23 protein-coding genes and 1 pseudogene are annotated in these 24078 nt (G+C 60.0%); 11 read left to right on the top strand and 13 right to left on the bottom strand.

The genetic code is table 11. The annotated features are described in order from the left end of the window. Window positions 1-144: 144 nt before the first annotated feature. Together GRI38_RS00180 and GRI38_RS00175 are read left to right on the top strand one after the other, a co-directional pair. Entirely contained in the window at window positions 145-1479 is a 1335-nt protein-coding gene (locus GRI38_RS00180) for a pectate lyase family protein (protein ID WP_160681029.1), read from the top strand. An 80-nt stretch (window positions 1480-1559) separates the two neighbouring features. Further along, on the top strand, window positions 1560-1901 hold the full coding sequence (locus tag GRI38_RS00175; RefSeq protein ID WP_237487389.1) for a cupin domain-containing protein: 342 nt from the start codon (window positions 1560-1562) through the stop codon (window positions 1899-1901). A gap of 5 nt (window positions 1902-1906) precedes the next feature. Here GRI38_RS00175 and GRI38_RS00170 read toward each other — a convergent pair whose 3' ends face one another. The 7 genes from GRI38_RS00170 to GRI38_RS00140 form a co-directional block, all read right to left on the bottom strand. After that, the gene (locus GRI38_RS00170; RefSeq protein ID WP_237487287.1) at window positions 1907-2779 is read right to left on the bottom strand and encodes a rhamnogalacturonan acetylesterase; all 873 of its coding nucleotides are present in this window, start codon (window positions 2777-2779) and stop codon (window positions 1907-1909) included. Continuing rightward, entirely contained in the window at window positions 2779-4329 is a 1551-nt protein-coding gene (locus GRI38_RS00165; RefSeq protein WP_160681027.1) for a carboxylesterase/lipase family protein, read from the bottom strand. The genes GRI38_RS00170 and GRI38_RS00165 overlap by 1 nt, the downstream gene beginning before the upstream one ends. Further along, on the bottom strand, window positions 4316-5341 hold the full coding sequence (locus GRI38_RS00160; protein WP_160681026.1) for a sugar kinase: 1026 nt from the start codon (window positions 5339-5341) through the stop codon (window positions 4316-4318). The genes GRI38_RS00165 and GRI38_RS00160 overlap by 14 nt, the downstream gene beginning before the upstream one ends. Then, window positions 5338-6111, bottom strand: coding sequence for a 2-dehydro-3-deoxy-D-gluconate 5-dehydrogenase KduD (gene kduD / locus GRI38_RS00155; protein ID WP_160681025.1), 774 nt, complete (start codon window positions 6109-6111; stop codon window positions 5338-5340). The genes GRI38_RS00160 and kduD overlap by 4 nt, the downstream gene beginning before the upstream one ends. Before the next feature lie 21 nt (window positions 6112-6132). Beyond that, window positions 6133-6765, bottom strand: a complete 633-nt coding sequence (locus tag GRI38_RS00150) for an RpiB/LacA/LacB family sugar-phosphate isomerase (protein ID WP_160681024.1) — start codon at window positions 6763-6765, stop codon at window positions 6133-6135. 127 nt (window positions 6766-6892) lie between these two features. Continuing rightward, window positions 6893-7921, bottom strand: a complete 1029-nt coding sequence (locus GRI38_RS00145; RefSeq protein ID WP_419880253.1) for a LacI family DNA-binding transcriptional regulator — start codon at window positions 7919-7921, stop codon at window positions 6893-6895. Window positions 7922-8035: 114 nt separating this feature from the next. Further along, window positions 8036-8977, bottom strand: a complete 942-nt coding sequence (locus GRI38_RS00140; RefSeq protein WP_237487285.1) for a hypothetical protein — start codon at window positions 8975-8977, stop codon at window positions 8036-8038. Window positions 8978-9187: 210 nt separating this feature from the next. Between GRI38_RS00140 and GRI38_RS00135 the strand changes: the two genes are divergently transcribed. Beyond that, window positions 9188-10117, top strand: a complete 930-nt coding sequence (locus GRI38_RS00135; RefSeq protein ID WP_419880252.1) for a DUF3089 domain-containing protein — start codon at window positions 9188-9190, stop codon at window positions 10115-10117. Between the two features lie 174 nt (window positions 10118-10291). Here GRI38_RS00135 and GRI38_RS00130 read toward each other — a convergent pair whose 3' ends face one another. Then, complete coding sequence (locus tag GRI38_RS00130) at window positions 10292-11113, bottom strand: mechanosensitive ion channel domain-containing protein (protein WP_160681021.1); 822 nt, start codon at window positions 11111-11113, stop codon at window positions 10292-10294. Between the two features lie 260 nt (window positions 11114-11373). On the opposite strand from GRI38_RS00130, the gene GRI38_RS00125 reads away from it, so the two are divergent. Further along, a complete protein-coding gene (locus tag GRI38_RS00125; RefSeq protein ID WP_160681020.1) occupies window positions 11374-11625 on the top strand; it encodes a hypothetical protein in 252 nt (83 codons plus the stop codon). Then, window positions 11622-12599, top strand: coding sequence for a calcium/sodium antiporter (locus GRI38_RS00120; protein WP_160681019.1), 978 nt, complete (start codon window positions 11622-11624; stop codon window positions 12597-12599). Before GRI38_RS00125 ends, GRI38_RS00120 begins: the two co-directional genes overlap by 4 nt. Before the next feature lie 268 nt (window positions 12600-12867). Here the strand turns inward: GRI38_RS00120 and GRI38_RS00115 are convergent, their stop codons facing one another. Further along, window positions 12868-14838 (bottom strand): protein-L-isoaspartate(D-aspartate) O-methyltransferase, encoded by a 1971-nt coding sequence (locus GRI38_RS00115; protein WP_160681018.1) that lies wholly within the window; start codon window positions 14836-14838, stop codon window positions 12868-12870. Window positions 14839-15221: 383 nt separating this feature from the next. Here GRI38_RS00115 and GRI38_RS00110 point away from each other — a divergent pair, with 383 nt between their 5' ends. Further along, on the top strand, window positions 15222-15857 hold the full coding sequence (locus GRI38_RS00110) for a cytochrome c oxidase assembly protein (protein WP_237487284.1): 636 nt from the start codon (window positions 15222-15224) through the stop codon (window positions 15855-15857). After that, on the top strand, window positions 15854-16534 hold the full coding sequence (locus GRI38_RS00105) for a cytochrome b (RefSeq protein ID WP_160681017.1): 681 nt from the start codon (window positions 15854-15856) through the stop codon (window positions 16532-16534). Before GRI38_RS00110 ends, GRI38_RS00105 begins: the two co-directional genes overlap by 4 nt. 13 nt (window positions 16535-16547) lie before the next feature. Here the strand turns inward: GRI38_RS00105 and GRI38_RS14380 are convergent. Further along, a pseudogene (locus GRI38_RS14380) lies at window positions 16548-16847 on the bottom strand (c-type cytochrome); the annotation flags it as partial. Window positions 16848-17088: 241 nt separating this feature from the next. Here GRI38_RS14380 and GRI38_RS00095 point away from each other — a divergent pair. From GRI38_RS00095 to GRI38_RS00080, 4 genes are read left to right on the top strand one after another with little or no spacing between them, the layout of a single operon-like run. Continuing rightward, window positions 17089-17562, top strand: a complete 474-nt coding sequence (locus GRI38_RS00095; protein WP_160681015.1) for a c-type cytochrome — start codon at window positions 17089-17091, stop codon at window positions 17560-17562. Beyond that, a complete protein-coding gene (locus GRI38_RS00090; RefSeq protein ID WP_160681014.1) occupies window positions 17555-18580 on the top strand; it encodes a cytochrome c oxidase subunit II in 1026 nt (341 codons plus the stop codon). The genes GRI38_RS00095 and GRI38_RS00090 overlap by 8 nt, the downstream gene beginning before the upstream one ends. Beyond that, the gene (locus tag GRI38_RS00085) at window positions 18577-21165 is read left to right on the top strand and encodes a cbb3-type cytochrome c oxidase subunit I (RefSeq protein ID WP_237487283.1); all 2589 of its coding nucleotides are present in this window, start codon (window positions 18577-18579) and stop codon (window positions 21163-21165) included. Before GRI38_RS00090 ends, GRI38_RS00085 begins: the two co-directional genes overlap by 4 nt. A gap of 4 nt (window positions 21166-21169) precedes the next feature. After that, window positions 21170-21448, top strand: a complete 279-nt coding sequence (locus tag GRI38_RS00080) for a hypothetical protein (protein ID WP_160681013.1) — start codon at window positions 21170-21172, stop codon at window positions 21446-21448. Between the two features lie 4 nt (window positions 21449-21452). Here GRI38_RS00080 and GRI38_RS00075 read toward each other — a convergent pair whose 3' ends face one another. The 3 genes from GRI38_RS00075 to GRI38_RS00065 form a co-directional block, all read right to left on the bottom strand. Continuing rightward, window positions 21453-22154, bottom strand: a complete 702-nt coding sequence (locus tag GRI38_RS00075; protein ID WP_160681012.1) for a ZIP family metal transporter — start codon at window positions 22152-22154, stop codon at window positions 21453-21455. 161 nt (window positions 22155-22315) lie between these two features. After that, the gene (locus tag GRI38_RS00070; protein WP_160681011.1) at window positions 22316-22918 is read right to left on the bottom strand and encodes a DedA family protein; all 603 of its coding nucleotides are present in this window, start codon (window positions 22916-22918) and stop codon (window positions 22316-22318) included. A gap of 92 nt (window positions 22919-23010) precedes the next feature. After that, window positions 23011-24030 carry an SDR family oxidoreductase gene (locus GRI38_RS00065; protein ID WP_160681010.1) on the bottom strand — a complete coding sequence of 340 codons (1020 nt, stop codon included), beginning with the start codon at window positions 24028-24030 and terminating at the stop codon, window positions 23011-23013. Window positions 24031-24078 lie beyond the last annotated feature (48 nt).

Raw genomic sequence — 24078 nt, 5'->3', positions numbered from 1 at the left:
GAAGAGAAAAATTGGGCGGCTTATGCCGCGCCCCCTCCCAAGCACCTCAATTCCCCGAACCCGGCTTTAGGTAACCGGTGTCAATTCTTCTTGCTCCATACCCGGCTTGCTGTCAAGATGCCAATCTGTGGAGAGGAAAATACAATGAAGTTACTGGCAAATTGTCTCTTGGCGTTATGCCTCGGATTGTTCGCAACCCCTGTGGTCGCGCAGTCGAACGATCCGACGGATGGCGGCGCGGGCGGCAGAATTATTCGCGTTACGACCTTGGACAAGGATGGCCCGGGCAGCCTCGCCGAGGCGATCGCGGCAAAGGGACCGAGGATCGTCGTTTTCGAGGTGGGCGGCACGATCGATCTTGAATTGTCCTCGCTTACGGTAACCGAACCGGATCTCACGATTGCAGGCCAGACGGCTCCGTCCCCCGGTATTACTTTGATGCGCGGCGGGATCGACGTGAATGCCAACGACGTCATCATTCAGCACCTTCGCGTAGTCGTCGGAAGCGACGGTCTCCCGAAATTTCACGGTTGGGAAGCGGACGCCTTTGCAACCCGGTCGGCGCACAATCTGCTTATCGAAAACAATAGCTTTTTCTGGGCCATCGACGAAAACATGTCCGCCTCGGGGCCGCGGTTCACCGGCGAGACGGTGGAGGACTGGCGCGAGGGTACGAGCCGCAATGTCGTCTTCCGTTCAAACCTCGCAGCAGAGGGCCTTGCCGATTCGACTCATCCGAAGGGCGAGCATTCCAAAGGCTCTCTCATTCACGATAACGCCACGGGTATCGTTTTCGAACGCAACATCTGGGCACATCATGTCGAAAGATCGCCGCTCCTGAAGGGCGGTGTTTCAGCTGTCATGGTCAACAACCTGATCTACGACCCGCAGTTACGTGCAGTTCACTACAATCTCATGGATCTCGAATGGGCGGGGCACGAACCGGTCGACGGGGAACTGACTGCTGTCGGCAACGTCATGCGGGGCGGCAACAGTACCGACGACAATCTTCCGTTCCTCATGATCGGCGGCGTGGGCGATCTGCTGTATTACGGCAGGGACAACATCGCGGTCGACCGGCATGGCAACGATCTGCCGATGTTCGGCAGATACGGCGTGACCGAAGCGGACATCATCGAGCGACAGGAACCGCTGCATGACCTCTCCGGCTTCGACATCATGCCCGCCCAAGACGTCGAGACCACACTCCTGGCAACATCGGGCGCCAGACCGTGGGATCGCAGCGCCATGGAGATACGCGTTCTGTTCTTCATCGCGGAAGGCCGAGGCGAGATTATCGATGCCGAGAGCGAAGTCGGTGGTTACCCCTTGTTCGAGATGACGCAGGCGCCCTTTCGCGAACAGGATTGGGATTTGACGACGATGACACCGCGTTCTGGCATGTATCCGGGGCAAAAAGAGGGTGCGCAGGAACATCTCTCCCCGCGCGACCGGGAAAGCCGCGGGATGCAGCAATGAGATCTGCCGTCTGTCTGACGGTTTTCGGCTTGTTAGGCTGTGCTTCCGTACCTGAAGCAGAGCCGACCGCCGTGCCGCCGATGGTCGTGGTCAGAGAAACCGATGTAATGGTGCGCGAAGCCCCGCCCCATGGGGCGATCGGAATGTCGACTGCGTACCGCATAAGTGACGCGGCACCCCAACCTCGCCGCATGGAATTCCGCCGCCGCGTTCTCGATCCGGGCGCGGCGGTAGGAGAACATCCCATCTCTCACGACGAAGTCTACTACGTGACCTCGGGGCGCGGAGTAGTCATTTCCGATGGCGTCGAAGCTGAACTTACACCCGGCATGGCAGCCTACCTCTACGACGGCGCCGTGGTCGGCATTCGGCAGACCGGCAACGAGCCGCTCTCCATCATCATCGCTTATCCGGTCGATTAAGTGTTCTAGGGCCGAATAAGTTTACGTATTTCCGGCACTTGCCGTACTACTTCACCCGCAACGACCGCAGCGAACAGCTTACCGCCATATTCGCCCAAATGGGTGTAGTCGAAACGGGAATTCATCCGTGCGACGCGCAGTCCTTCGGGAGAACGCACGAGGGGAGCCTGGCCAGTTTCGGAAGGCAACGTCTCACCGTCGATCGCCGCAGCTGCCGCTACCTCTGCGCTCGGGGGTCGTTCCGCCATCAAATTCTGCACCGACGGACCGAGCGCCTGAACGATTTCGCGGCTGTTTTCGTTCAGGTCTATCACCGGCGTCCCGGTTTCGCGGCCGATCTTTCGTATAGCCTCAGCCCAAGGATCGAGATCGCGCGCGACCTCCCCCTCATCGAACAACCGGCGCGTAAGCGGGGTGAAAAGTATCGGAACAGCCCCTGCCTCTCTCGCTTCCGCAACATAGCGTTGCATGTTCGCCGGGAACTCGGTCTCAAGATCGGTCGAGCGACCCGGCTTGCCGGGTTGATCGTTGTGACCGAAGCCGATGAAGACGAAAGTCCGATTGTAACCTTCCACCCGCATCTCGGCGAGTGCCACGTCCCACAACCCCTCCGCACGGTACGATCCGCTACTGCGTCCATTCCGGGCAAGATTGAGGCAAGCGGTCGGATGCGTGGTGTGATGGGCGCAAAACATCGACCCCCAACCATTCCCGGTCGCTGTCGTGGAATCGCCGACCATGATGATTTTGTTGATGCCTTCGACCGTGCTGGTCTCGGTCGCAATTACGGAAGATGGCGGTCCGGACTGCGCCTGTAGCGGTGTTGCCGACATCGCGGCCAATGCGGCAAAGGAGGCGAGATACAGTCTTTTCATCATCAAATTCCCGGTTGGATATAAGGCGCGGTTGACCACATCTCGCGCTGCCAACCGCGCGGATCGCTTGCCATCGCGAAGCGGTCCTCTTCGATCATCAGAGTTTGACGCTCCGGTAGTCGGTACGGCAGCCAATTTGACAGACCCGGCCTACCGCCGCGCGCCAATCCGGAAAATGCCCGGATCATGGCTGCCGAAATTTCGCGTGCGCGCTTTCCGGTCCCCGAAAAGCTTCCTTCTGCGCCGAGCGTTCCGAAAACATAGGGAAGGTCATCGGTATGTGCTGCACCGCGTTGCGGATCGATCGGAGATTCTCGGTCCAGTTGATAAACCCAGGTATCGCCTGCACCTGCCCGTGCGCGTTCGTCGGCTTCGATGAACTGGCCAGGCCAGCTGCGTCCATCCGTGCTCGCCGCATAGAAAATTTCTTCAGCGCTCCAGTCAGGAAAATGTTCGCGATACTGCTTAACGACCCAATCGGGTCTTAGATCGATCTTGATTTGAGGGCCGAGACGCTCGGCGATGTTCGACCAGTCCAAACCTGTCACGACCGGTCCGTCAGGCGAGATGAACGCACGCGTCTCGTCGGTCGTATTCCCGAGGATCATCGGGATATGAAGCGATTGCGGGGCAGCGTTCGGCCAAAACGGATGACGATGGAGATGGACCATGTCCAGCACAGGCCCGAAATAAAGGCTTCCACCAAGAACCGGATCGATTGCCGAAAGCCCCTCGACCATTTCCTCGAGCGGCATGGACTCCAACGCTTCGGCATCTTTCGCGCCCGTTTGAGCCATGAAAGCCTGCATCCGTTTCCATGCATTGCCCGGACCCTGTGCGGTTACCTGCTGACCGCTCATCGTCGCGGCAGAATGGAAAAGTCCGTCAGCCTCGGGCATCCCCATGAGCGTGGCGATTTTCGCACCGCCCCCCGACTGACCGAAGACCATCACGCGGTTCGGATCGCCTCCGAACGCGGCAATATGATCGCGCACCCATTCCAGGGCTACGATTAGATCGAGTTGCCCCAGGTTGCCGGTGTGTCTGAATTGTTCGCCGAACGGTTGCAGCCAGCCGTATCCGAGGACGTTGAGGCGGTGGTTGACGGTCACAACCACGACATCGCCTTGGGCTGCAAGGTATGGCCCTTGCGTCACGGGGTCGGTCACCGAACCACCATTGTATGCCCCGCCGTGAAAATAGACCATAACCGGCTTTTTTGCGCCCGGACGGGGGTCGGGCAGCCAGATGTTGAGAAAGTGACAGTCCTCACTGACGGCGCTTACCGGCTGGCCACGCTGCGGAGCCAGCGGACCGAACGACGTTGCATCGGTCGTAGTCATGGGGACCGGTTCGCGCTCCGGAAGGGCAAATCGCTTCGCTCGGGCATATCGAATGCCCAGAAAAGCCGGCGTCCCGCGATCGATGAAACCTTGGTAGGTCAGTACCCGAGGATCGCGAGGCGCGCCAAAAGCGGGTGCCGCCAGCAGCATGGACCCGGTCAGTCCGCCGGCGATCATGCCTCGGCGCGTTACTCCGTTACCGGCGGACATCGCTCCCCCCGAAGTCGAACTGATCGAGGTCATTTCGCGTCACGGCAATCGAATCTCCCGGTATTCCATGCTTCATGACTGCCAAGGCCAATCCGGTCTCCGCCATGTCCTGAGCCGAGCCGCCTTCCAACCAGCGGAGCAAGACGCCAGCGGCGAAAGCGTCTCCAGTTCCGATGCGATCGACGATCGGATCGATCCGGACTTCGTCAGTTTGCCAGGCGGATTCCCTGAGATCGACCCGTGCGGCCAAGCCGTTGACGGTACCGCTTTCGACACGGCGCGCAGTGGAGGCAATCAGTTGCAAGGATCGAAACCGGTCGAATGCCGCCTCTGCAGCTTCGCGGCGGCGCTCAGAGCCTTCGCCTGAAAATGTTTTGCCGAGCAGAAGAGATATGTCGCGGTGATTGCCGATCAGAATGGTTGCCTCTTGCACCAGTTCGGTCAGGATCGCACGCGGTTCGCAATCCCACGCGTCCCACAGATTGGCCCGGTAATTCCCGTCGAAGCAGATCGGTATTCCTGCTTCTTTCGCAGCAGCGACAGCCGCATCGGCAAGAGCCACGCCGGCTTTGCCGAGAGCGGGCGTGATGCCCGATAAGTGAAGCAAGGAGGCATTTTCCAAGGCCTGCGAGAATTTCAGTTCCTGCGGCAAGCTTCGAACGAACGCGCTGTCGGCGCGGTCATACGTCACCCTGCCAGCGATTGGACCGGTCGGCGGTTCAAAAAAATACACCCCCATGCGGCCAGTTTTCGTCGTGACGGCGACGCGATCCACACCGGCCTCTCCCAGAGCCGCCAAAGCGCGATGTCCAAGAGGATTGTCCGGAACGACGCTCAGCATACGGGTCGGAACGCCCAAACCGGCCAAGGCAATCGCGACATTCGCCTCCGCTCCGCCGACGACGAGATCGAGTGCGTCGGCACGCGACAATGGTGTGCCGGCACAAGGCGACATCCGTAAGAGCATTTCACCAAAACAGACGACGGGCCCCGTCCCCGCCGGAACGCTCATCGTGCCAGCCACCCGCCATCGACGGCGAGGATATGGCCCTGCACGTAATCGGCGGCGCGGCTGGCAAGAAAGACTGCTGCCCCACCGATATCGGCCGGGTCGCCCCAGCGCCCTTCGGGAATACGCTCCATTATCTGCCGGTTGCGCGTTTCGTCAGCCTGCAACGCTGCCGTATTGTTGGTGGCGATATAACCGGGCGCAATAGCGTTCACATTGATGCCCTTGGGTGCCCATTCATTCGCCATCAGCTTCGTCAACCCGCCGACTCCGCTCTTCGAAGCGGTATAGCTTGGAACCCGAATTCCTCCCTGGAAAGTCAGCATGGAAGCGATGTTGATGATCTTTCCACGACGCCCCCCCTGGCTCGCCCAGCCGGTCATATGCCGGGCAGCGGCCTGGCTGAGGAAGAACAGAACCTTGAGGTTCACGTCCATCACCGCATCCCAGTCCTTTTCGGAGAAGTCGAGCGCATCCTCGCGACGAATGATGCCGGCGTTGTTCACGAGAATGTCGAGGCTGCCGAGAGCCTCGACCGTTTCCTCCACGACCCGCGCGCAAGGTTCGATGGAGGACAGGTCGGCCATGACCACATGCGCACGACGCCCCGCCTTCTCGACCATTTCGCGCGTTTCGGATGGATCACGCCGCGCAACCAGAGCTACGTCGGCACCAGCATTCGCTAGTGCAACCGTGATACCCTGCCCAATTCCGGTATTAGCCCCGGTCACCATGGCAACCCGGCCGGTCAGATCGAAAGTTCCTTCGGACATATGCTGCCTTCCCGATAACGATCAAAGGGTGCGAAGATAGTCGCTGATTTCCTCGTCCTTCGAGTTCTCGTAGAACAGGTCCTTAAATTTCTCGCCGGCGATCGCACTCTTCAGCAGATCCTGATCGACGTTCTTGAGCACCGTCAGCATGTCATGGCATGTTTTTGACTTCAGATCCGAGAGAACGCCGCGGTTCTTCGCCATGATCTGCGCACGCTCCTTGGGATAGCCTTCGCCCGGCGTGCCTTCGAACAATTTGCGATAGCAGTCCTGCAAGTTCAGTTCCGCAGCCCAGCCGAATCCTTTCGCATATGGCATCGCGATCGCGTTCCCGTCGTTGATCTGCGCGAAAAGAAAGGCATCGGTGGGATCGATCACGAGCCCGCAGAATACGCCCGGCATCGCATTTGCGGCCAGCATCGAACCGGTACCGGTACCGCAGCCGGTCACCACGAAGTCGGCAGCACCCGAATTCAACAGAATGCCCGTCAGCAGCCCTACCATCGGATAGGTCACCTGTGCCTCGTCCTCGGCAGTATACATGCCATAATTGTGAACTTCGTGACCCAGAGGCTCGACGACCGTGGTCAGCGCATCGTGAATGATGCCGTTCTTTGCTGCTTGGCTATTCTCGTTGATGAGGGCGATTTTCATGGAAAGCTCCTTGCTATGTCTTTGTCCGGTCAGCGAACGGTCTGGCTTGCAACCACGCGATTCGTGTTTCGCGGAAACCGGTGTCATCGGCGTTATTCACGCAATCGCCTCGAATTGCAACCGTAGCTCAATCGCGCTGGGGCGGAGCCACCGAACTGCGACGTACCAACCGCGCGGGAAAGATGGACTGCTTCGCTTCGGCCTCGGACGGGTCAATCAGTTTGAGCGCGGCAGCCTTTGCCATTTCCCGAATGGGCCACCCGACCGTCGTCATGGGAGGCCAGATGTGAGCGGCGATGGGAGAGTCGTCGAACCCGACAATCGACAGTTCGCTTGGCACATCGATACCGCGCGATCGCGCCATGTGGAATGCGCCGGCGGCCATTTCGTCATTGCTGGCGAAGATAGCCGTAGGACGGAAACTTCCCTCCAGCAGCTTTTCGGCAGCGGCGATACCTGAATCGAAGCGATAGTTGCCTCGGGCGATTGCGTCCGCGGGAACGTCGAGGCCATGCCTGTGCATCGCGGCCGAGAAACCTTCCCACCTTTCTTGTGCGGAACGGAATCCTTCAGGACCCTGGATTATCGCAATGCGGCGATGCCCCTGCTCGACGAGATGATCGATGACATTCTCGACACATTCGCGATCGTTCGACTGAACCAGATGTTCGTCATCATCGAGTTGCGCCGAACCCATGCGGACGTAGCCGCAGCCCATCTCGCGGCACAGATTCGCCAGGTCGTCGTTTTCGGAAATCGGCGGAAGGATCAGCACGCCGTAAAGACGCTGCACTTCGAGAAACGATCGTATGTCATCGAGCATGCGCGGAGAACGTCGATCGACCGGGCGGACGACGAGGGCAAATTCCGTGTCGCGGATCGCATCGAGAACTCCGAACTGGAAGTTCAGCACCGTCTGCGCATTCGGATTGTCGTGAAGAAGTCCGAGCAGAAAGTTTCTGCCCATGGCGAGGGCGCGCGCCTGCATATTGGGTCGGTAGCCCAGCGAGGCGATGACATCCTCGACCTTCGTGCGAGTTTCCGGTTTGAGTAGCGGGGATCGATTGATGACCCTGCTGACGGTCTTCTTCGAAACACCCGCGACGCGTGCGACATCGTTGATCGTCGGTTTGTGGTTGGCTTCGGGCATGTTCATCCAATTACGCTGTTGGCTCAGGGGTCGATAGAACACTGTGTACCGATTGCGAAGACCTCCCAATCACCCACTTTCCCTTCGGGCATTACCTTTTGACACCGGTGTCCAAATGCGTCAAACACTGTTCGAATAATGGAAGGGCAGGGGAATAATCCGATGAATGGCGCGAAAACGATTGCAGGCGCTTTCGTAGAAGCTCGCAAGAATGGCGGTTGCATCGCGTCGTATCCGGGGGAGCGACCGACCACGCTTTCTGCAGCTTACGAAATTCAAGATTGCGCTCTCGATCTGTGGGAGAAAGAGGTCGGCGGTTGGAAAGTCGGGAAGATAAATCCGCCGCAAAGCAAAAGCCTCGGCGCCGATAGATTGGTCGGCCCCATTTTTTCCGACTCCATTCGATATGAAAGCGATGGGCAGATCGACTTTCAGATTTTCGAGAGCGGGTTCGCCGCCGTCGAAGCGGAATTCATGCTTCGTCTGAAAGTGCTCGACGAGCCGCTGCCAACATCTCCGGTCGAAGCGATGGCGTGGGTCGACGAAGTTCGTATCGGCGTTGAGATTGCGTCGTCGCCTTATGCCAACATCAATTCCGACGGACCATGCGTCACTGTATCGGACCATGGAAACAATGCGGGAATTCTGCTTGGGCGATGCGTCCCGCCCGAGAAGTGGGACGGCCTCGATGATATAGATGTTTCGCTCGATATCGATGGCCGGACCATCGGAGAAGCGACTACGGCGACGATGCTGGACGGCCCGTTCGGCGCGGTTTGTTTCCTGCTTCGCAATCTTGTCGGGCGCGGCATCGAACTGCAGTCGGGCTGGTGGGTATCGAGCGGTGCAATCACCGGCGTGCACGAGATAAGGCCGGGCCAACATGCAACTGCACATTTCGCTGACATCGATTCGGTTACAGCCGCAGTATCGGCGCAGGTGCGGTTTTAGTGGTGTTAGCCAATCACCATCCACAGTTTGCGCAACCGCCGCAACCGGATTAATCCTAATTAGCAGGGTTCTCGCTCTTTTTCGTTCAAAACGAATAATTGCGTTGAACAAGGTCAGAGGTCGCGGTTTCCTACCATTTTTCGATGCGCTAACTCCCCAAAACGTCCCTACTAAACCTATTCCGATGGGGCAGCTCTACCCTATTAATGAAGAATACTACGATGCGTTTAGGGGCACGGCGCAATACCGTGCCCCTTCTTTATGCAGCGATGTTGAAGACGTTAGGATTTACACCAAAAACATCCTTCGGCTTGCCGCCGGATGCTATCCGTGCCGGTATCAACCAGTCATATTCAACGAGCATTGGCCGCTGCGGACTGGAACGCGGGGGTTGAAGAGACCCGCGTCGTACAGCAGCAGCTTGCCCGCTTCGCCGACGTCTGCCAGATGTACGCGCCGAAATACCGGCAGATCACATTGCGCGGTACGTCGGGCCAAATTCCGCGCGCTGAGATCGTTCCGGCATTCCGCACCGCTTATGGCGACGTCGTCGACGCATGGAACTACTATCTCGCCAATCACAACAACGGCCGCGGTGTCATCCTGATCGGCCACTCGCAGGGCTCGCGCATGCTAACCCAACTCATCAAGACCGAAATCGACGGCGAACCAGTTCAAAACCTCATCGTGGCCGCTTACCTCAACGGTACCAGCGTGCTCGTTCCCGAAGGCGAGGTGGTCGGCGGAGATTTCCAGACCATGCCGCTCTGCACCGACATGGGCGAAACCGGATGCATCGTCGCCTATCGCAGTTTCCGCAACACTCTCGGCCCCGTCAACGACTATGCCGCTACATCACGCCCGGGCATGGCCATCGCCTGCGTAAATCCGGCTGCCCCGGCAGGCGGCGAAGCGCTCTTGCATTCGTACCTGACCACCGCCGCGCTGATGGGCGGGCCGGTCCCCGAATGGACCACCGACGGGCGCACGATCGACACACCCTTCGCCTCCGTCCCTGGCCTGTTGACTGGCGAGTGCGTATCGAACGAACGGGGCCAATATCTGACGATCCGTATAAAGGCCGACCCGGACGACGCGCGGACCGACGATATTACCGGCGACATCTATACCGACGGCGAAATCAACCCTGACATGGGGCTGCATCTGATCGACGTGAACCTGGTCATGGGGAACCTGCTTGACCTTGCGCGAACTCAAAGCAATGCCTGGCTTATTCGTGAAGCGGACTGAAGAAAGCGGCGTATGAGGGTAGGGCTGCGGAGCGTTGACGAAGGTGCGCGCACGATTCTCAGAACGGACTTTGACTACATGACCGCATTTAAGCCGTTTGTAGACAGTCCGGTTCCGATGGTTGAAGCTTAGAAAGCTACCTTCTGGCACGCCGCGATGTTGCACTCATTAAACCTATACCTCCGCCGCAATTGTTCGCCGCGAATGCAACAGCGAGCCAATTGCACAGGCAACCATATTCTCGGCGCCTTGTGGATCGGGCAGCGGACCGATCAAAGTGATCTCGAGACGATACTTGCCGATCTCACTTGTCCCGAAGTTGATCCGGCAACGAGCGCGCTGTTCTTCTGAGGAAGTCGCGATGGTGGTGTCGGCAATGTTCTTGGCCAGCGCCATTTCCGCGGTATCTAGCAGTTCCCTGCTCATGGCGAAGATATCGGCGTCAGGCTCGAAGGTCATGTCGAAGGCATGCTCGATAGTCCCTGTTGCGCGAGGCAAGACCTTCGCAGGTAGAGTGAACAACAAGCTGTAAGGAAGAGTAATCGTCCGGCCAGTCGGCACGATCGATCCATCAGTACTTTCGAATTCCTTCAACCGCGTTGCCAGCAGGTTGAGATCGAGAACTTCACCCTTCGTCGTGCCTACCTCGATCACGTCTCCCACCGAGAACGCGCGCGTAAACGTGCGAAGGGCAGCGCCGGAAAGGCATAGGATCAATTCCTTGGTTGCCACGACGATCGCAACTGCGACCGCTGTCAGCGACAAGGCGAAAGTTCGCAGCTGCGGTGCCCAGATCATGACGAGACCGATCATCAATACAAGGATGAGCACGTTCCGGACAATCGCGGTCCAGCGGCGCGCAACCTGCTGCGTGAGATTGTCTCTCCGCCGCAGGGCGCGGCCCGCGATCAGCCTCGCGGCCAACAGAACGAGGATAAGGGAAACCGAGGCGAACACATCGGATGTGTAAAGGGCTGAAGGAATTTCGAAGTTCATTTGTTTTCCATCTGGAAGGCGTTGTCACAGGCCGTCGTCCGGACTTTCCGTGTAATGGGAACTGCGCGACGAAGCAGCACTTGTAAACCTTGGCGGATGTCGTATTTGACACGGGTTACCGGGCCCCTCTGGCGATAGCTTCCCTTGCATCGCGATGTCGGAACAAGTGGTTTTTCAAGATCATTTGATCGGACGAGGTTCGAGATGAAATTCAAAAATATTCTAAGCGACGCGCAACTCCGTTTCTCGGGAGAGTTCCGATGGAGCTAGCGATCTACGCATTGGACGTGACGATCGTCGTGGCGGCAGTACTGTCAGCCTGGTTCTGGCTGCAAGCTGCGGGGAAACCGCAGCGCAGGGTCAGCAAGTTCGAAGATTTCAACCATGCGGATCTGAACCGCCTCGTGACCGCGCTCAATCGCGCTCGTATTCTGAATGCTCGCGCCGCTTTAGCAACTGCGATTGCAGCCCTGCTCGGCGGTCTTCGCATAGCATTGGACCTCCTGCCATGACATACGTGGTGCTTGCTGTCGGTCTGGTTCTCCTGATCGCCGGGGGAGAGCTGCTGGTGAGGGGCGCGGTTCGGATTGCCGAACACTTTGGTCTTTCGCCAATGCTCATCGGTCTCACGATCGTCGGGATGGGCACTTCCATGCCCGAACTGGCGGCGAGCGTCCAAGCTGCCTTGGCTGGCTCGCCGGGTATTGCCCTCGGCAACATAGTGGGCTCGAACATTGCCAACATACTTCTCATCCTTGGTCTGGCGGTTGTGCTTTCTCCCTTTGCGGTCCCCCGCGGGGTCCTCTGGCGCGACGGCGGAGTAGGGCTTGTCTGCGCTCTGCTGCTCATCCTCGCAGGATACACGATCGGGCTTACCCGCGGCGCGGGTATCCTCCTCGTCGTCGGCATGTTCGCATACGTCTATCTCGCCTTCCGCCAGGAAAAGGCTGGCGCGGCTCATAGTGCGATTTACGACAAGGCCATGGCCCTCGAAGAGATCGACCCGGCGCTAATCCCGGAAACCAAGCTTCGGGGACCCATTGCGCTCGCCACCGTATTTTTCGTCGCTGGAATAGCGCTTATTGTCTCGGGTGGCAGCTTGCTCGTTGATGCAGCTATTGCGATCTCGGCGAGCCTTGGCGTGTCTGACGAGGTTATCGGCCTGACGGTCGTGGCCGTGGGCACGTCCCTGCCGGAACTTGTCACATCCGCCATTGCCGCCATCAAACGTCAAGGTGAGATAGCGCTGGGCAACGTTCTCGGCTCGAACATCTACAACGTGCTCTTCATCGGAGGAGTGACCGGAATCGTCGCCCCGACTCAAATTCCGGGCAGCATACTTCAGTTCGACCTGTTGGTGCTCCTGGCTGTTTCCGTGATCGTCATGCTCTTCGCGTTTACCGGCGGAAAGCTCTCTCGGCCCGAAGGCTTCGTCCTTGTGGCCGCTTACGTAGGGTATACGGCAGTCACCGCAGACTTATTATGATCGAAAAGAGCGATCGCTCGATCGCGGGCAAACCGCTCCACGTCGGCTATTGACAAGTCTTACGAGCCCGAAAACTGTCCCCAGCAGACGATCAGTTGGCACAAGCGGACCCTTTTTGGATGATGCGGATGCGCGACCTTCATGCCGGACGCGGGTGCAGCGCAACCCCACGACAATCTCGCGCACTGCGGCGGAATGATAAGCTACTATTCGTGCCAAGTGCATCGCCGGAAGGAGTTGCGCTAACCGCCCATGTTCGAACTTAGTGCTAGAGGCCAAAGGGATACAGGTCGTCTGCACTTTCCCCGCGGGGCTCGTACTCCGCAAGCGGCTGCAAGGCACGTGTTCTGTCGAACCAGCAATAAGCGTCGAACTGCTGAGGAAGGACCGCCTCGGCGTAGTGACTCCACCGCTCAGTCTCGGGGCGATAGATAACCCCGATGAAGCGTTCCAGCCGAGGCTTCGCAAGGCGCTGGGCAACTACCGAAGCGGCCTTGAAATCGAGCAGCATCGGTGACTTCCCGCTATCGTGGCAAAGCCTCTCGTAGCTGTCGCGGCGCGAGGGATTGACGGTCATCGTCTCGTGTTCGCCGTCCCAGTCGCTGGCGGCAGTTACTGTCCCGTCGTGTGTCCCGAAGCCGATGAGAGCGACTTCGTCGCCCCATTTCTCGCGCGCGAGCTGGCCGATGTTGTGCTCCGAGCGCACCCGCCCCATTTCGGTCGCGCGGGCATCCCCGATATGGCTGTTGTGCGCCCAGACCAGGGCCTTTGCACCGGGTCCGCGTTGCTGCAGCAGGTATTCCAGCGTTTCCGCCATATGGCTGTCCCGCAGGTTCCAGCTCTCGGCACCGCCATAGTACATTATGCGGTAATAGCGTTCTGCCGAGGCGACCAGCCGCGCGTTCATGGCCGCATCGAAGCTTGCGCCATCCATCTCGAGCGCCTTTTCGAGCAGTTCCCGGCATTGCTCGATGACGGGTTGCTCGCATTCGGCAAACCCCGAACGCATGGCCGCCCGGCCATAGGTGGCAGGGTCTGCCTGCCAGGGAGTAAGGCATCCGTAGCGCTCGCGCGCAACTTCGGCCGCCTCCGGGTCATTCTCGTCGAGATAGGCCAGGATGGCATTGATCGAGGCGTGCATGTTGTAGATGTCGAGGCCGTAGAAGCCGGCCTGCATTTCAGGAGATTTCTCCGCGTTGACCGCCTTCAGGTCCCGCAGGAGACCCGGCATGACGGTGTTACGCCACATCCACGTGGGGAAGCGCTGGAACGGCTGCCGACTTCTTCTGCTTGCGGGTTTGTTCCGGATCAGCCGGTCGTAGGCAGCGGCATCGGGCCAGTCGCCCTCCACCGCGACGATGGTGAAGCCGTGCTTCTCGACGAAACGGCGCGTGATCGCGGCGCGGGCGCGGTAGAACTCTTCCGTCCCGTGGCTTGCCTCCCCCAGCATCACCACGCGCCTGTCCGCAAAGCGATCGAAAGCAGCGGCGAAACCAGCATCGTCGATACCTTTCAGCTGCTCGCCTGTTTCAGCCAGAAGTTCCGGCGTTGTAAGACTGGACGAAGCCTCATGATTGCTGGCTGCGCGCGAACCGTCCTCGGCCACGGAACCGGGGAGGAGCGGCACGAAGCGCACGGGCGCAATCTCGCGCGTTTCCCATTCGTCTGTCTGCTTGCGGGTGATACACGTGAGCTGCTGGAGATCTTCGTCGCCCACGGGGATTATCAGACGTCCCCCTATGGCAAGTTGCTGCTTCAGTGCGGCGGGCACATCCTCGATACGCGCGGCAACCAGGATGGCATCGAAAGGCGCTTCTTCCTCAAGACCCTGCATACCGTCGCCTGTGATGATGGTGCAATTGTCATAGCCGAGTGCACTTATCCTTTCCCGCGCGGTGCGGGCGAGTTTTTCGAAACGTTCGACGGCGAAGATCTCTTCCGCGATGCGCGACATGACGGCCGCGGCGTAGCCGGAGCCCGCCCCCACTTCGAGAACCCGGTCAGAGGGTTCGATTTCCGCCGCTTCGATCATCGAGGCAACGATATAGGGCTGCGAGATCGTCTGGTCGTCGCCGATAGGCAGAGGACCATCGTCGTAGGCGAATTCGGAGAGGTTGTCGGGCACGAAGTTTTCCCTCGGCACCGTGCGGAACGCGTCCAGAATGTCGGGATCGGTTATTCCGCGAGCTTCTATCTGGCTTTCCACCATCCGGTTGCGGCGATTTTGTGCATTGTCCATCTGCCATCCTTCCCGGACGCAGCGGGAAAGCGCCTGCTGCGCCCTTCCTTTTTCCTCGCTGAGACAATGGACAAAGTGCCGGTTTGTGCCGAGAAACAGAGAGCCGCCCTGTGTTAGACCGAGCCAGCAAGGCCGCGAACTCGTCGCTGTTTATGACAACGCTCAAACGGAGGAGTTCAATGCAGGAAAACAACGGGAGCTTTCGTTTTCAACAAATCGCTGGCGACCGAATATCCTGTGAAATCCCGATGGGCTTTGCATAATCTGACAATGGACTTACGGTGCGCCATATGCACGGTCATGCGCATTCGTGGGTCCCTTATTGTGGGGTTGCGCCCAGTCCGGAAAGCTGGGCCGGGAGTTGGAATTTTGATCCGTTGCTGTTGGCTATATTGGGTGGCGGTTTAATTCTCGCATGGCGGCGAGCGCCAGAGGCGAAAAGCAGCCAGTTTGGTGCAGTGCTCGTCATTCTCGCTCTCTTCGTCTCGCCGCTATGTGCGCTTGGGTCGGCTCTCTTCACGGTTCGCGCCATCCACCACGCCGCATTGGCGTTGCTTCTCGCCCCGCTGCTGGTCGATAGCCTGGCGCTCGAGAGGCGTATTGGGCCTGCCTCCCTGAAACTGCTCACCGGAGCGCAGGCGCTTGTCTTCTGGTTCTGGCACGCGCCACCGGCTTATGCGGCGGCGCTTTCGAATGATGCGATATTCTGGATGATGCAGTTAAGCATCACGGCCAGCGCCGCCTGTTGGTGGGCATCCATGCGACAGGCGAATGCTCCAGCGGCGGTCGCAGCAACGCTAGCGACGATGGTGCAGATGGGAGCGCTAGGCGCTTTACTTACCTTTGCAGGACGCGCGTTCTACGCTCCCCATTTCCAATCTACACAGGCTTGGGGATGGACGCCGCTGGAGGACCAACAAGTCGCCGGACTAATAATGTGGGCCCCTGCCTCTGGCGCCTACCTGCTGATTGCCCTGACCATGCTATACCGTTCGATGCAACCGACGCTTGTCCGATGAAGCCGTGGATTCAGCAATGGCAGGAATGGTCGGTCAGTTATCGCAACCGCGGAAAATACACGCCGGTCGGCGTTGCCTTTCATTGGATCATGGCGGCGCTCGTCACGTGGCAGTTGTTCACCGGATGGGCGATGCAGCGGTATCTCGTCGGTGCGGAGAAGCTCGACGCCTACCAGTTGCATTCCGAGATCGGGTTGACGCTGCTGCTGCTCGGCGCCCTACGACTTTTATGGCGCCTGATTGTGCCAGGTCCGATCAACGATGCCGACAACAAGGGCTGGCGCTCGGTCGTGGCGCATACGATCCACGCGATCTTCTATCTGTTCTTCACGCTTCTGCCATTGTCGGGCTGGGCGATGTGGTCGGCGATCTATCCCGCCAGAGACCTTTACTTAGCCGGGATCGTTCCCGTCCCTGCTATGCCGTTCCAGGATTTTTCGCCCGAGTTGCAGTACTGGGTGCTGGAGGCAGCGATGGACGTTCACGTCACCTGCGTTATCCTTTTGACCCTGCTCATTCCGGCGCACGCCCTAGCGGCCATCAAGCACCACTTCTGGGATCGAGACGACGTGTTCGAGGGCATGATGCCGGAGGTGCCGGATACCCACTGGCACCCGGGAGGGCCGAACTATAGCCGGCCAGGCGAGCCATCTCCTGCTCCGTCAGAAGCTGGCTGATGCGCGTCATCGTGTTGTTCGGATCGCCGTACCGCTCGCCCGCATCCCATGCTTTCAGTTGCGCTTCGAGGTATGGCGCCGGCTGGGCGGCCAGCGGCGGGTTGCCTTGGCCGATGCCGGCGCCATCCCTACCGTGGCAGCTCGCGCAAGAGGGCAGGCCCCGCGAAGGATCACCGCTTTGATAGAGCTCCGCAGCGCCGCAATTCTCAGTACTTGGCTCGCTCGCCGCGTCATCGGGAACAGGAAGCGAAGCGTAGTAATTCGCCACCTTTTCCCGTGCCGGCCAGTCGAGATGATCGGCAATCCATGTCATCTGCGGATGGCGGCGCTGCCCTTCGGCGAAATATTCAAGTTGCCGCAGATGGTATCCCGGATCGAGCCCGGCTATTCGCGGGACGTGATTGCCGTTCCCCTGACCGTTGAGCCCGTGACAGGTCACGCAGGCACCGCGCGCTCCGGCGTCCCCGCCGCTGAGCGCGATGACCTCGCCCGTAATCTCGTACCGGCCGGTAGACGGTTCCGCTTCGCTGCAAGCAGAAAGAGCAGTCGCGAGAATGAGGCTCGCAAAAATCGCGGACGGCTTGCGCATCGCCTCGGGAACAGTCGCGCTGCCTTGGCGGTTCCCGCTCAATGCGGAAGCGACCGTGAATTTGCGTAGGCACCGAAGGCGCGCAGTCGCGGCGATCTTGCTGTGTCTCGCGGCTTGCAAGGAGCCGCCCGGACCACGCTACGTTCCGGATGCTGAGAATATGGAGCGGGGGCTTGCCGCAATCGAACGGACTGGGTGCGCCGCCTGTCACGAAATTCCCGGCATCGACTGGCCGGAAGGTCGCCTCGGACCCTCGCTGCGCGGGTTCGACGATATCGGCCTGATTGCCGGAGCCGTTCCCAACACGCCGGAAAATCTCGCCGCTTTCGTGCGCAATGCGCCTGCGGTAAAGCCTGGTTCCACCATGCCCGCCATGCCGCTCTCCGAAGAAGAGTCTCGCGATGTAGCGGCTTATCTCTATGGTCTCGACGATGAGTAGTGCTGCTTCCGATATTTTCGACGCGTGGTGGGGCTGGCCGCCGCCGGTTCTCGATCCCGCGGGGCCCTATGCCGATAGCGTGGTGATCCTCGCCTGGGTGCTGATCGGCATGAGCGTTGTAGTCACGGGGATCGTCGTCGCCGCGCTTTACGTTGCCATCAAGGGACCGGAGCGCTGGCGCGCCAGGCTGGGCGGCGAAAAGGCGGTCTGGATCGGCGGCATCGCGTTTCCGGGCGTCGTGCTGACCGGCCTGCTGGTCTGGGGCCTGACGCTTACCGCGTCCTTGACCGAGCCTGTGCCCGAAGATGCGATGCGGGTTCGCGTCACCGGCTACATGTGGTGGTTCGGGGTCGAATATCTTGACGAAAACGGCGACGTAGTCATGCGCGATGCGAACGAGCTGCATCTTCCGGTAGGCCGGCCGGTGGTGATCGAGCTAGCGAGTGCGGATGTCATCCACAGCTTCTGGGTGCCGAACCTGTCGGGCAAGGAAGACATGATCCCCGGCCGGTTGAACGAACTCGTGATTCAGGCCGACAGGCCCGGCCGCTTTGGCGGTGTCTGCGCCGAATATTGTGGCGGTCCGCACGCCCTGATGGGTTTTGTCGCGGTGGCCCACGAGCCAGCGGACTGGAGGGCGTGGCTTGCGGGGCGAAGGGCTGCGCGACCGGAACTGGCCGACCAGGAGGTGCCGGGAACGGTTCCGCAGGTGCGGCCCGCGGTAGCACAAGAAAGAGGAGCGAGCCTCGCCGGACGGCAGCTGTTCATGGACAGCGGCTGCGCAGCTTGCCACCGCGTTGCAGGAACGCAGGCGAACGGCCTCGTCGGCCCTGACCTCTCACACGTCGGCAGCCGCTTGACATTGGGTGCAGGCATTCTGCCCAACAATCGCGGCACAATGATTGGCTGGATCGGCGACAGCCAGTCGATCAAACCAGGCAACCGTATGCCGAGCTACGACATGCTTTCGGCAGAAGAGCTTGAGGCCATCGCTATTTGGCTCGAGCAGCAGAGATGAGCAGCAGTCCGCTGGACCGGACGCGCGCCGCGATGGAAGGGCACGAGTCCGAGACCGGCTTCGACCACGAACTCTACCGCCTTTTCCCGACGCATCGACCCCGCCCGGAAGGCGAGGTTGAGGAACTCGAACGCATTTGGGACAATCCCAAGGGCTGGGGGCTACTGACGGTCGTCAACAACAACTACGTCGGCTTCTTCTACGTCGCGACCGCGTTCCTTTTCTTCCTGCTCGCCGGTATTCTTGCGCTGGGTATGCGGGTGCAGCTTGCCGCGCCTTTGCAGGATTTCCTGCCGCAGGAGACCTACAATCAGTTCTTCACCATGCACGGTACGGTGATGATGTTCTTGTTTGCCGTACCGATGGTCGAGGCGATCGGCATCATGCTGCTGCCGCAGATGCTGGCGGCCCGCGATCTGCCGTTTCCGCGCCTCTCCGCCTACGCCTTCTGGGCGTATTTCGTCGGAGGCTTGTGTTTCTTTGCCAGCATTTTTGTCGGCCTTGCGCCCGATGGTGGGTGGTTCATGTATCCGCCGCTGACTTCCATCGCTTACAGCCCCGAGATCAACACAGACTTCTGGCTGCTCGGGATCGGTTTTATCGAGATCAGCGCGATTGCCGGCGCGATCGAGATCATCGTCGGCGTCCTGCGCACCCGCGCGCCGGGCATGACGCTCGACCGGATGCCGATGTTCGCCTGGGCCATGCTGGTATTCGCGGTGATGATCGTCATCGCCTTTCCCAGCGTAATTCTCGGCACGTTGCTCTTGGAGCTGGAACGGGCGTTCAACTGGCCGTTCTTCGATCCGACGCGCGGAGGGGACCCGCTCCTATGGCAGCACTTGTTCTGGTTCTTCGGCCATCCCGAAGTCTACATCATCTTTCTGCCCGCTGCCGGCCTGATGAGCATGATGGTGGCGACGATCGCGCGCACCGAACTCGTCGGCTACCGCCTCAACGTACTGGCTCTCGTCGCGACCGGTTTCATCAGCTTCGGGGTATGGGCACACCATATGTTCGCAACCGGCATGCCGCGCGTCTCCACCGGCTATTTCAGCGCCGCGAGCATGGCGGTGAGCCTGCCAGCGGGCATTCAGGTCTTCTGCTGGATCGCGACGCTGGCGGCCGGAAAGATCAAATGGTCGACGCCCGCCCTGTTCGTGGTCGGCAGCATAACGATCTTCGTGATGGGGGGTCTGACCGGCGTCATGGTCGGCATGGTCCCGTTCGACTGGCAAGCGCACGACACCTATTTCATCGTCGCGCATCTCCATTACGTGCTGCTGGGCGGCATGGTATTCCCGATGTTCGCGGCCTTCTATTACTGGGTCGGGATGACATCGACGAACGCGCTGTCGGAAAGGCTCGGGAAATGGGTCTTCTGGCTGATGTTCACCGGCCTTCACGTTACCTTCCTGCCGATGCATCTGACCGGCTTCATGGGCATGCCGCGCAGGGTCTATACCTATCTGCCCGACCGGGGGCTGGACCTGCTCAACCTGATCTCCACGGTCGGCGCGTTCATTATCGCGGCGGGGGTAATCGTCTTCCTCGTCGACCTCGCCCGGAACTTTCGTTTCACGACGAGCGACGATGCAGGGAATATTTACGGCGGTGGCACGCTCGAATGGCTGCCTACGGGAATGTACTCGACCCGCTCCATCCCGCTCGTAAAAAGCCGCGAGCCGCTGTGGGACGATCCGAACATCTGCGACGACGTGGCAGAGGGGCGCTACTTCCTGCCCAACAGCGCGACCGGCCTGCGCGAAACGATCATCACCAGCCCCATCAACGCAGAACCGCAGTATCTGCAACTGATGCCGGGCCCGTCGCCCTGGCCGATCAGCGCAGCGGTCTTCACGGCTGCCTTCTTCCTCGCCCTGACGGTGCAGGCCTACGCCTTCTCCGTTTTCAGCGGCGTGGTCGCGGTGGGATGCGTGTTGCGCTGGCTGTGGGAAACCGACCGACCGATCAAGCAGGACACGGCCGATATCGGCGGCGGTATCGTCGTCCCGATCGCAATCACGGGTCCGTCGAGCCACGGCTGGTGGGCGCTGAATACCCTCATCGTCGTGATGGGCATGATCGCCTTCATGGGTATTTTCAGCTATCTTTATCTTTATGGTATCAACCCGCAGTTCTGGATCGCTCCGCCCGCAGTGGCGCAGACCGGAGGGATTTCAACGCTTCTGCTGCTCGCGTTCGGTTCGGCGTGGCTGTCGCGGCGCATACTCGCATCCAAACCCGAGAAGACGTTTCCCGGTCAGGGGCCTTGGCTAATGGCCACGATCGGAGCATCCCTGCTTTCGGTGGCGATATGGTGGGACTGGACGGGATGGACCGGCGCCGGGCTCGAGCCCGATGCCAGCGGGCAGGGCGCGGCCGTCTTCGCGCTGCTTTCGTTCCAGGCCTGTGTCGTTGTGGTCGCCTTCATCATGGCGCTGTATCTCGGCTACCGCAGCGGCAAGGGGCTGCTGGTCGCACCAGCCAGTGTCACGCTCGACGTCGTAGTGCGCTTCATCGGTTATGCGGCGCTACAGGGCCTCGCGATCGCGCTGGTCGTCCGTCTGTTTCCGGGGGTTTGAGAAATTGCGCGACTATCGCAATGCGATCGACTGGCTGACCCCGACGCTCGCACTGAGCGTCTGGGCGGTGCATTTCTCGCTTCTTTGGGCAGCGAGCAGCACCTTCCCCGATCAGCCCGCTGCTCGCTGGATTGCTGCAGCTCTCACGGTTCCGGCACTCGGCGCGATGGTCTGGTTATGGCGGCGCTCGGATACCGTCTCACTCACCAGCATACCGGGCCTCGGCATTGCGATTTCTGCCGTCGGCATTGTCTACAGCGTGCTCCCAGCGATCGTCGGTTGACGCTTTAGTCCAGATAAGCAGAGGTCAGCAGCAGGGCTGCGAAGCCGAGCGCGAATGCCGGGCTTGAGATACGGCGTTTCGCTTTCGGTTGGTCTGCTTCGGGCACGATGTCCTCGATCGTCGCGGTGAGAAGCAGGCCCGCGAACAGCGCAAGGACGAAGCCGGTCAGGATATCGCCCGCATCGGACAACACGAGATAACCGATGAATCCGCCGAGCACCGGCAGAACGGGATAGATGGCAAACGCGCGCCACCGAACGCTGCGCGCTATCTTCGCGGAACGGAAATTTGCTGCGATCGCGAATCCGCCCGGGAGATTGCCGACGACTTGCGACAGGGCAAGCAACAAGCCTAGCTCCTGCGCGACCGCGCCGCCCGCCCCGGTCATCAGGCCGTCGGTGAAGAGGTCCACGCCGACCGCCGCATAAGCGCCCCAGGTGGTAGCGCGGCCGGCAGCATTGCTCATCTGCGCCCGGATCCCCCGCGTCGCCTTCGCGATGCCGGCAGAACCTACAGCCCCGATGATGATTGCGAGAGCCAGCATCCAGGTTTCGATCCGGTCCTGTGAACGCGGGATGAGCTCGATCGCAGCGACCGCTGTGGCGATCCCGGCCGCGGCATGAAGCGCGCCGCCCACGAGCCACTCGGGCGGCCGCCGCCATTCGGCAAGCCCGATACCAATGAGATTACCGAGCGAAGGCAGCAACGCGAGGGCGAGGATCGTCAGCAGAAACTAACCCCCGACCCGGCCGACGAAAGACGCTGCATCATGACGCGATGTGCTTCTCACCGGAGCCTCGACGCGCTTGAGGTCGCACTCGGTGCATTTGTGGATGTCTCGCATACCTCGCTGGCAAAAGTACACGGTCACGCTTTGTCTGATCGAAACGTGATAACCCGGTAGAGATAGTAGAGAACAAGTATCACGAATATGCCGGTCGTGATCGGGTTGAGATAATGCTCAATCTGCTGATAGTTGTCGCCGAGTTGGTAGCCGGCAAACGCCAGAGCGCCCTCCCATAGAAGCGTGCCCGCGAAGGTAAGAGGAATGAACTTCAACAGAGGCATGGCGAAGATCCCCGCAGGAATAGCTAAGAGCGTTCGAAGGGTCGGCACCAGCCGGGCAAGAAACACCGCTTTCGTTCCGTGCTTCTCGAACCAGTTTTCCGCCTTCCTAATATCCTCCGGACTAAGCGTAACCCAACGGCCATGCTTTGCGCTCCAAGCCTTCAGCCGCTTGTCGCCCGTCATCTTGCCGATTGCGAACCAGAGCAGCGCTCCAGCAACCGAGCCGGCGGATCCGGCGGCGATCACAGCGACAATGCCCAGTTGTCCGTCCGTCGCCAGACTTCCGGCGAGCGGCGTGATGACTTCAGATGGGATCGGCGGAAAGACGTTCTCGAGGAACATGAGAAGGGCGATGGTGAGACACCCACCGTTTTCCATCAGGCTCCGGATCCAATCGGCCATGCCTCTATCCGATCTCTCTTGTGACGCTTCTGCGAATTATGCTAACGCATAAGTTGTCCGCATCCTCCGCCGATGTCCGCGAGGACAAAGAATTAGGATCTCCACCGCGCTTCCTTCGTAGCCCATAATCCCGCGGCGACAAGGCTCAGCAAGGCTCCCGCTACGGTCCATGGATGACGGCCCACGGCAGTAGTAACGCTGAAATGTCTGCCGTGCTGGCGACCTTCGACATCGCCGTCATTCCCTTGCGGATCGTACAGATTCCCCTCCCGATCCTGTATAGGCTGGCTTCTGTCGACAAGTTTATCCGCCATAGTGGTAGCGATTTTGTCGAACACACGCGGAAGCACCCCGGCGCCAAGTATCTGGAACTTGCCGGCTCCGCCAACCACGACGTCGCGGCGCTGGTGCTCCGCCGCATCGAGGATCGCGCGCGCTACGACTTCAGGAGCGTAGATTGGCTTGGGCAAACGCGCCTCGTATCCGGTCGTATTGCGTGCGTGCTGCGGGAACGGAGTGCCGATCGCGCTCGGCTGAATGAGGGTCACGGAAACGGGCTGCTCGTTCATTTGCAGTTCGATCCGGAAAGAATCGGTGAAGCCCTTCACCGCGTGTTTCGAGGCATTGTAGGACGCAAGGATCGGACTCGGAATATCCGAATTGATCGAGCCGATGTTAATCAGCGCGCCGCCGCCGGGCTTGTCCTTCAGGTGGCGGGCAGCGATGGTCGAACCGTAGACGACGCCCCAGTAGTTGGTCTCGAAAACCTTGCGGTGATCGTCTATGTCGAGATCGAGAACCTGCGAGTAGACGCCGATACCTGCGTTGTTGACCCAAGTGTCGAAGCCGCCAAATCGCTCGATTGTCTGGTCGGCGAGGCGCTGTACCTCCGCTTCGACCGAAACATCGGTAGCTACATAATCAGCCGTCCCGCCCTGGCGGCGAATGTCCTCGCAAACCTCGGCGAGCGCCTTCTCGTCCCGCGCCGCAAGCATGACCTTGGCGCCCTGTTTCGCGGCCATCTGAGTGGTGCACAAGCCATGTCCGGAGGTCGCTCCGGTAATTACGAGAACCTGCTTATTAAGGGGCTTCAAGTTTAACTGATTGCGCATATCAACCTTTCGGCTTTCTGAAGGAAATGAATATCCTACGGCCCCTCC

This window comes from Parapontixanthobacter aurantiacus (assembly GCF_009827635.1).
GTDB classification, from domain to species: domain Bacteria; phylum Pseudomonadota; class Alphaproteobacteria; order Sphingomonadales; family Sphingomonadaceae; genus Parapontixanthobacter; species Parapontixanthobacter aurantiacus.
The sequence above is the reverse complement of the archived record's forward strand: the minus strand, read 5'-3'. Positions and strand labels throughout refer to the sequence as shown.

What these genes read in the sequence shown, in the direction of transcription:
- GRI38_RS00180 (WP_160681029.1), top strand. Translation starts at nt 145, where the DNA reads ATGAAGTTACTGGCAAATTGTCTCTTGGCGTTATGCCTCGGATTGTTC.
- GRI38_RS00175 (WP_237487389.1), top strand. Translation starts at nt 1,560, where the DNA reads ATGGTCGTGGTCAGAGAAACCGATGTAATGGTGCGCGAAGCCCCGCCC.
- GRI38_RS00170 (WP_237487287.1), bottom strand. Translation starts at nt 2,779, where the DNA reads ATGATGAAAAGACTGTATCTCGCCTCCTTTGCCGCATTGGCCGCGATG.
- GRI38_RS00165 (WP_160681027.1), bottom strand. Translation starts at nt 4,329, where the DNA reads ATGTCCGCCGGTAACGGAGTAACGCGCCGAGGCATGATCGCCGGCGGA.
- GRI38_RS00160 (WP_160681026.1), bottom strand. Translation starts at nt 5,341, where the DNA reads ATGAGCGTTCCGGCGGGGACGGGGCCCGTCGTCTGTTTTGGTGAAATG.
- kduD (WP_160681025.1), bottom strand. Translation starts at nt 6,111, where the DNA reads ATGTCCGAAGGAACTTTCGATCTGACCGGCCGGGTTGCCATGGTGACC.
- GRI38_RS00150 (WP_160681024.1), bottom strand. Translation starts at nt 6,765, where the DNA reads ATGAAAATCGCCCTCATCAACGAGAATAGCCAAGCAGCAAAGAACGGC.
- GRI38_RS00145 (WP_419880253.1), bottom strand. Translation starts at nt 7,921, where the DNA reads ATGAACATGCCCGAAGCCAACCACAAACCGACGATCAACGATGTCGCA.
- GRI38_RS00135 (WP_419880252.1), top strand. Translation starts at nt 9,188, where the DNA reads ATGCTATCCGTGCCGGTATCAACCAGTCATATTCAACGAGCATTGGCC.
- GRI38_RS00130 (WP_160681021.1), bottom strand. Translation starts at nt 11,113, where the DNA reads ATGAACTTCGAAATTCCTTCAGCCCTTTACACATCCGATGTGTTCGCC.
- GRI38_RS00125 (WP_160681020.1), top strand. Translation starts at nt 11,374, where the DNA reads ATGGAGCTAGCGATCTACGCATTGGACGTGACGATCGTCGTGGCGGCA.
- GRI38_RS00120 (WP_160681019.1), top strand. Translation starts at nt 11,622, where the DNA reads ATGACATACGTGGTGCTTGCTGTCGGTCTGGTTCTCCTGATCGCCGGG.
- GRI38_RS00115 (WP_160681018.1), bottom strand. Translation starts at nt 14,838, where the DNA reads ATGGACAATGCACAAAATCGCCGCAACCGGATGGTGGAAAGCCAGATA.
- GRI38_RS00105 (WP_160681017.1), top strand. Translation starts at nt 15,854, where the DNA reads ATGAAGCCGTGGATTCAGCAATGGCAGGAATGGTCGGTCAGTTATCGC.
- GRI38_RS00095 (WP_160681015.1), top strand. Translation starts at nt 17,089, where the DNA reads ATGAGGCTCGCAAAAATCGCGGACGGCTTGCGCATCGCCTCGGGAACA.
- GRI38_RS00090 (WP_160681014.1), top strand. Translation starts at nt 17,555, where the DNA reads ATGAGTAGTGCTGCTTCCGATATTTTCGACGCGTGGTGGGGCTGGCCG.
- GRI38_RS00085 (WP_237487283.1), top strand. Translation starts at nt 18,577, where the DNA reads ATGAGCAGCAGTCCGCTGGACCGGACGCGCGCCGCGATGGAAGGGCAC.
- GRI38_RS00070 (WP_160681011.1), bottom strand. Translation starts at nt 22,918, where the DNA reads ATGGCCGATTGGATCCGGAGCCTGATGGAAAACGGTGGGTGTCTCACC.
- GRI38_RS00065 (WP_160681010.1), bottom strand. Translation starts at nt 24,030, where the DNA reads ATGCGCAATCAGTTAAACTTGAAGCCCCTTAATAAGCAGGTTCTCGTA.